This is a genomic window from Micromonospora sp. NPDC000207 (assembly GCF_040300925.1).
Classification (GTDB): Bacteria; Actinomycetota; Actinomycetes; order Mycobacteriales; family Micromonosporaceae; genus Micromonospora.
In genome coordinates this window covers 1-5,337 of record NZ_JBEPEQ010000194.1, presented here as the reverse complement: position 1 = coordinate 5,337, position 5,337 = coordinate 1, and the positions used below count along the sequence as shown (strand labels likewise).

At 73.5% G+C, this 5,337-nt stretch carries 5 protein-coding genes and 1 pseudogene; 5 read left to right on the top strand and 1 reads right to left on the bottom strand.

Annotated features, from left to right (window positions below):
* The 3 genes and pseudogenes from ABT336_RS26645 to ABT336_RS26635 form a co-directional block, all read left to right on the top strand.
* Positions 1–380, top strand: a pseudogene (locus ABT336_RS26645) (hypothetical protein); the annotation flags it as partial.
* Positions 377–1,378, top strand: a complete 1,002-nt coding sequence (locus tag ABT336_RS26640) for an NAD-dependent epimerase/dehydratase family protein (protein ID WP_350900240.1) — start codon at positions 377–379, stop codon at positions 1,376–1,378. The pseudogene ABT336_RS26645 and the gene ABT336_RS26640, both read left to right, overlap by 4 nt.
* A 203-nt stretch (positions 1,379–1,581) precedes the next feature.
* On the top strand, positions 1,582–2,115 hold the full coding sequence (locus tag ABT336_RS26635; protein WP_350900238.1) for a flavin reductase family protein: 534 nt from the start codon (positions 1,582–1,584) through the stop codon (positions 2,113–2,115).
* Positions 2,116–2,143: 28 nt separating this feature from the next.
* On the opposite strand, the gene ABT336_RS26630 is transcribed toward ABT336_RS26635, so the two are convergent.
* Complete coding sequence (locus ABT336_RS26630) at positions 2,144–2,881, bottom strand: GOLPH3/VPS74 family protein (RefSeq protein ID WP_350900236.1); 738 nt, start codon at positions 2,879–2,881, stop codon at positions 2,144–2,146.
* A 227-nt stretch (positions 2,882–3,108) separates the two neighbouring features.
* Here ABT336_RS26630 and ABT336_RS26625 point away from each other — a divergent pair, with 227 nt between their 5' ends.
* Positions 3,109–4,677 carry an MFS transporter gene (locus tag ABT336_RS26625; RefSeq protein ID WP_350900234.1) on the top strand — a complete coding sequence of 523 codons (1,569 nt, stop codon included), beginning with the start codon at positions 3,109–3,111 and terminating at the stop codon, positions 4,675–4,677.
* Positions 4,678–5,289 (top strand): TetR/AcrR family transcriptional regulator, encoded by a 612-nt coding sequence (locus ABT336_RS26620; protein WP_350900232.1) that lies wholly within the window; start codon positions 4,678–4,680, stop codon positions 5,287–5,289. It begins immediately after the preceding gene.
* The last annotated feature ends 48 nt before the right edge of the window (positions 5,290–5,337 follow it).

Here is a 5,337-nt window from a genome sequence, read left to right as displayed (position 1 = left end):
CGCTGCTGGACGGGCGGGAGGCGACGGTGCACGCCCCGGGACCGCTGGGGCGGGTCGGCGGCTATCCGGTGGCGTTGTCGCCGTCCGGCGTCGACGTGGTGCTGCCGCCCGGTGTCGGCGAGGCGGAGGCCGTCGCGGTCAACCTCAGTGGGCAGCGCTGTGACGGCATCACCGGGATCGACGACGCCGGTACCGTCGACTTCGAGCCGGAGGCGGCCGACGTCCTCGCCCGGGAACTCGGCTACCACTGCACCCGGATGCGGTTGTCGGAGGCGGAGGGCCGGGCCCGGGAGATCGCCGAACGGTTCGCCGCCTACCGCGAGCGGGTGCTGATCGACCCCGCCTACCAGGCTCGGCCCCGGTCGGCGGTGACGGTGTGACGACGCTGTTGGTGCTCGGCGGGACCCAGTTCCTCGGCCGGGCGGTAGCCGAGGAGGGGGTCCGTCGGGGTGCCCGGGTGACTGTCGCCCACCGTGGCGACCACGAGCCGCCGCCGGGTGTGACAGCCCTCCGTGGCGACCGGACGGATCCGGGCTCGTGGGCCGAGGTCGAGGAGCTGTTTACCGACCGGCGGTGGGACGTCGTGGTCGACACCTGGTCCGGCGGGCCGGCGGTGGTCCGCCGCTCCGCCGCCGCACTGCGCGACCGGGCCGACAGGTACGTCTACGTGTCCAGCCGCTCGGTCTACGCCTTCCCGGCGGCGGACGGCGCCGACGAGGACGCCCCGGTGGTCGACCTGCCCACCGGTGACGACCCGCAGGACGTCAGCTACGCCGAGAGCAAGCTCCTCTCGGAGCTCGCCGTCGAGCAGGCCTTCGGCGCACGGGCGCTGCTCCTGCGCGTCGGGATGCTTGTCGGGCCCCGGGAGAACACCCGCCGGCTGCCCCGCTGGCTGGCCCGGCTGGCCGCCGGGGGCCCCGTACCGGTGCCCGGGCCTGCGGACCTGGACTGGCAGTACGTCGACGCCCGGGACCTGGCGGCGTGGACGTGGCGGGCTGCGGCGGAGGGACTCGGCGGGGTCTTCGACGCCGTCGGACCACCGGGCGGGACGACGACCGGTGAGCTGCTGGGGCTGGGTGTGGAGATCACCGGTGGCCGGAGCACCCTGCACTGGCGTGAACCGGCGGCCTTCGCCGAGGCCGGTGTCGAACCCTGGACCGACCTGCCCGGTTGGTTCCCGCCCGGCCCGGAGCACGCCGGGGTGCACCGTGGCGCGGCGGCGAAGGCGGCCCGGCACGGGCTCGTGCAGCGCCCGCTGCGCGACACGTTGGCCGACACCTGGGCCTGGATGTGCACCGACGAGGGTGTCGCGGCCTGCCGGGACCTGGATCCGCTCTGGTCCCCGGAGGCCGAACGGCGGCTCCTGGAGGCGGGCTGAGCAGGACCCGTCCAGGTCCGCGCCGGATGCGGCGTCGCCGGTCGCCGTCCTGCCCGGCGTCGTGGACCTGTCCGGTGTCGTGGACCTGTCCGGTGTCGCCGTCCTGTCCGGCAGTCGGTTCGACGAAGGGATGTCATGTGTCAAGCACCGGGCGGTCGACCCGTCCTCCGGTCCCGCGAGCGGCCCCGGATCCGCCGGGCGGTGTGCCGGCGTCGCTGCGCGAGGTGATGGCCCGGTTCGCCACCGGCGTCGTCGTGCTCACCGTCGGCGGGTCCCACGTGCACGGCATGACGGCGAACGCGTTCAGCGCCGTGTCGCTCGACCCGCCCCAGGTCCTCTGCTGCGTGGCGCACACGGCCGTGATGCACCGGGCGCTCACCGCCGAGGGCCGGTTCGGCGTCTCGATCATGTCGGGCGGTCAGGTGGACACGGCGCGACACTTCGCCGACAAGAACCGGAGGTTGGGTTCCGCCCAGTTCGACGCCGTCGACTGCCGTCCGGGTCCGGCCACCAGTGCCCCGCTGCTCGTCGGCGCGCTCGCCTGGCTGGAGTGCGAGGTGGTCGACGCCTACGTCAGCGGTGACCATTCGATCTTCGTCGGTGAGGTGTTGTCGTCCGCGCGTACCGGAGGGGACGCCGCGCTGCTCTTCTTCGACGGCGCCTTCCAGTCCGTGACCAGCACCTCCGGCAGGGGCGGGCGCGAGGCGGCGGGTCGGCTCGGTCCCTCGATCGGGTGACGGTCGGGGCGTGCCGGTGCGGGTGGGGTCAGGGGCGGGGGACGGTGGCGGTCACGACGGTGGTGGCGATGGCGGCAGCCATGGTGAGCGCGACGGCGTCGGCGGCTGCTCCGGCTCCCCAGTTGCCCTGCTCGAACTCCTTGGCGCGGGCGATCACCGGCGAGGTCCAGGGGATCTCCGGGTCGAACTGGGGGAGGGTGCCGCTGCCCGAGAGCAGGGCGGCGAGCGCGGCGACGCGGGGTCGGGCGGGTGCGCCGTCGACGAGGACCGCGCGGACGTCGGCCACGAGGCGGTCCCGGCGTCCACTGCCGCCGTCTTCGAGGGCCTCCGTCCTGAACAGGCCGAGCATCTTGCGGTGGGTGCGGTGGATGTCGCCGCGTTCGACGAGCCTGTCCAGCAGGGGGCCGCGGAGCTTCGGCCCGATCGTCGCCAGGACGGTCTGGACGGCTCGGGGTTTCGGGGAGAGGTACTCCCAGGTGGAGCGGAGGATGGCGTCTGCCGGTGGGCGGTGCGCGACGGCCTCCACCCGGGTCGTCCCCCAGCTGGTTTCGGTCTGGACGTGGTCGCCGAGGGTGAGGTCGGCGAGGACGGCGCCCGCGAGGGTGTAGAAGAGGGTGTTCTCGCCCGCTATGGCACCGGTGCCGGAGCGCAGGCCGGCATCCGGCTGGAAGAGCAGGAGTAGGAGGTCCTCCGCGAGGGTCGGAGACCGGTGCGCCCCGTGCGGGGTGTCGGTGCCGCCAGGCGGGTGGTGGGGGTCCTGGGTCATCGGGTCGTTCCCTTCGGTCGCCGGTCGGTGCCTGTGCTCGATCTGAGTCGCGCCGCCGGCGGAGGGCTGCCTTCGTCGGGGTGGCTGTCCGGCTCTGTCCCCCCGTGGGGGTCCGGTTCAAACACCGCCTTCGTCGGGGTCGTCGGGAGAGGACCGGCCCACCCCATTGTTTGTACGAACGTTCTATTTGTACGATCGTACAAACACAGGGCGTGGTGGGGAGAGGGATGACGCGAGACCGGTCACCACGGGCGGGGGGACGCCAGTGGCTGGGGTTGGGCCTGTTGGCGTTGCCGACGGCCCTGCTGGGCCTGGACGTCACGGTGTTGTACCTGGTGGTGCCGACGATGGCGGCAGACCTGTCGCCCTCGGCGACGCAGACACTGTGGATCATGGATGCCTACGGGTTCCTCGTCGCCGGCTTCCTGATCATCATGGGAACGCTCGGGGACCGGGTCGGACGGCGACGTCTGCTGACGGTCGGCGTGACGGCCTTCGCCGCCGTGTCGATCCTCGCGGCGTTCGCCCCGACCGCCGAACTGCTGATCCTCGCCCGCGCGCTGCTGGGCGTCGCGGGTGCGACGCTCATGCCCTCGACGTTGTCGTTGATCTCGAACATGTTCCCCGACGTACGCCAGCGGGCCGTCGCGATCGGCGTGTGGGCGACGATGTTCGCCCTCGGCATGGCGGTGGGACCCGTCGTCGGCGGGGTGCTCGTCGACGCGTTCTGGTGGGGGGCGGCGTTCCTGGTCGCTGTCCCCGTCGCCGTGGTGGTCCTGGCCGCAGCCCGCATCGTCCTGCCGGAGTACGCCGATCCCACCGCCGGGCGGATGGACCTCGCCAGCGTGGTTCTGTCGCTCTCGGCGATCCTGCCGGTGGTGTACGCCGTCAAGCAGGTCGCCGCCCACGGCCCCCACCTGGTCGACCTCGCGGTGGCGGGGGTGGGGGTGATCGCCGGGGTGGCGTTCGTGCGACGGCAGCGCCGTCTGGTCGACCCCCTCCTGGACGTGACGCTCTTCCGGGCCCCCGCCCTCGCTGTCGCGCTGACGGTGCTGCTCATCGGTCTGGTCGGGGTCGGCGGGTCGATGTACCTGGTCACCCAGTACCTGCAACTCGTCGTGGGGTTCAGCCCCCTGGTGGCCGGGCTGTGGCTGGGTCCACCCGCCCTGGCGATGTTCGCGGCTGCCATCGGTGCCCCGCTGGTCGCCCGACGGATCCGCCCCGGGTACGTCATGGGCGCCACCCTCGGACTCTCCCTCGTGGGGTACGCCCTGCTGGCCACGACCGGTGTCGACGACGAGGTACGGGTGGCCGTCGGGTTCGCCTTCGTCTACCTCGGGCTGGGCGCGATCGCTGCCCTCGGCACCGACATGGTCGTCGGCATCGCCCCGGCGTCGAGATCCGGATCGGCGGCATCGATGTCCGAGACCGTCCAGGAACTCGGCATCGCCGTCGGGGTCGCCCTCCTGGGCAGCCTCACCACCACTGTCTACCGGGTTCGTACTCGCGTACCCGACGGGGTCCCGACGGAGACGGCCGCCGCGTTCACGGAGAGCCTCGGCTCCGCCGTCGCCGTCGCCGACCAGGTGCCGCCCGGTGCGCTGGACTCCGCCCAGCATGCCTTCACCACCGGCCTGAACGTCGCCTCCTTCGTCGCGGGCGTCGTCATCGCCGGTGCCACGGTCCTGTGCCTGGTCCTGCTGCGTCACGTACCCCGTCTCGGGTCGGACGACCAGACGCAACCGGCGGGGGCCGACGCCGGTTCGACTACCCTCGGGGCGGGCCGAGGAGGGTAGATGGGCGGGACCGACGACGACAGCGGCCACACCGACGGACGCCGTCTGCGCGGTGAGCGGCGTCGAGCCGAGATCATCGAGGCCACCCTCGCGGTGGTCACCCGGGACGGCGCGGCCGGGGTCACCCACCGCACCGTCGCCCGACAGGCCGGGATCACCACCAGCCTGACCACCTACTACTTCACCACTCTCGACGACCTGCTGGTCGCGGCGCTCACCAGCGTCGCCGACGCGTACACCGCTCGGATCCGCGAGATCGTCGATGCTCCCGGCGACGCTCTCGACGCCCTGGCCGCGCTGATCGCCGAGTCCGGCGGGCCGGGCCGGGACCGGGCGCTCGCCGAACGTGAACTCGCCACCCTCGCGGCCCGCCGGCCCGCGCTGCGCCCCGTCGCCCGTCGGTGGCGGGAGAACATCGCCGACCTCGCCGCGACCCTCACCGACGACCCGGAGTCGGTGGCCGCCCTCGTCGCGGTCTCCGACGGCCTCTGCACGGCGGTGCTGCTGGGCGGCGCACCGGCCGACGTGGCCCGGATCCGGGCCGTCCTCGGGCGAACAATCGCCGACCCGGGCCCGACTCCGGTTCGGACGCCCACGACCGGCAGGCGGTAGGGGGCGGGTCGCGGGCCGGGCAGCGGTTCGCCCGACCCCGCCGGACAC

What these genes read in the sequence shown, in the direction of transcription:
- ABT336_RS26625 (WP_350900234.1), top strand. Translation starts at nt 3,109, where the DNA reads ATGACGCGAGACCGGTCACCACGGGCGGGGGGACGCCAGTGGCTGGGG.
- ABT336_RS26620 (WP_350900232.1), top strand. Translation starts at nt 4,678, where the DNA reads ATGGGCGGGACCGACGACGACAGCGGCCACACCGACGGACGCCGTCTG.
- ABT336_RS26630 (WP_350900236.1), bottom strand. Translation starts at nt 2,881, where the DNA reads ATGACCCAGGACCCCCACCACCCGCCTGGCGGCACCGACACCCCGCAC.